This is a genomic window from Aeromonas aquatilis, from assembly GCF_054052405.1.
Genome location: NZ_JBSTYP010000199.1, coordinates 1 through 329, shown reverse-complemented (window position 1 = coordinate 329; position 329 = coordinate 1). Strand labels below are relative to the sequence as shown.

At 60.5% G+C, this 329-nt stretch carries 1 pseudogene; it reads right to left on the bottom strand.

Annotation, left to right across the window (positions count from 1 at the left end):
- Window positions 1-329, bottom strand: a pseudogene (locus tag ACW5W8_RS24005) (hypothetical protein); the annotation flags it as partial.

Sequence of the window (329 nt, the reverse complement as noted above, 5' to 3'; positions counted from 1 at the left end):
CTGTGTCCAAAGGCCGCCCTTGACCTGGCAGATCCGGCGATAGAGCCCCTGGCGGCAAGCATCGTCCAGGCTGATGGTATGGATGGAATACTCTTTGCGGCCCGCTCGGCTGTCGTTGATGAGCTGGTTAAACAGGTTATCGACGCCGTTATGGGTACTGATCAAGCGCACCTTGGCGCCCCACATGGTCAGCGCCATGGCGGCCTTCAACACCTCGGCCAGTCGGTCGTGGAAAGCAGCCTCGTCGATGGTCACATTGCCCTGCATCCCCCGCAGGTTGGAGGGGTTGCTGGAGAGCGCCTGCACCTTGAAGCCAGAGGCGAAATAGA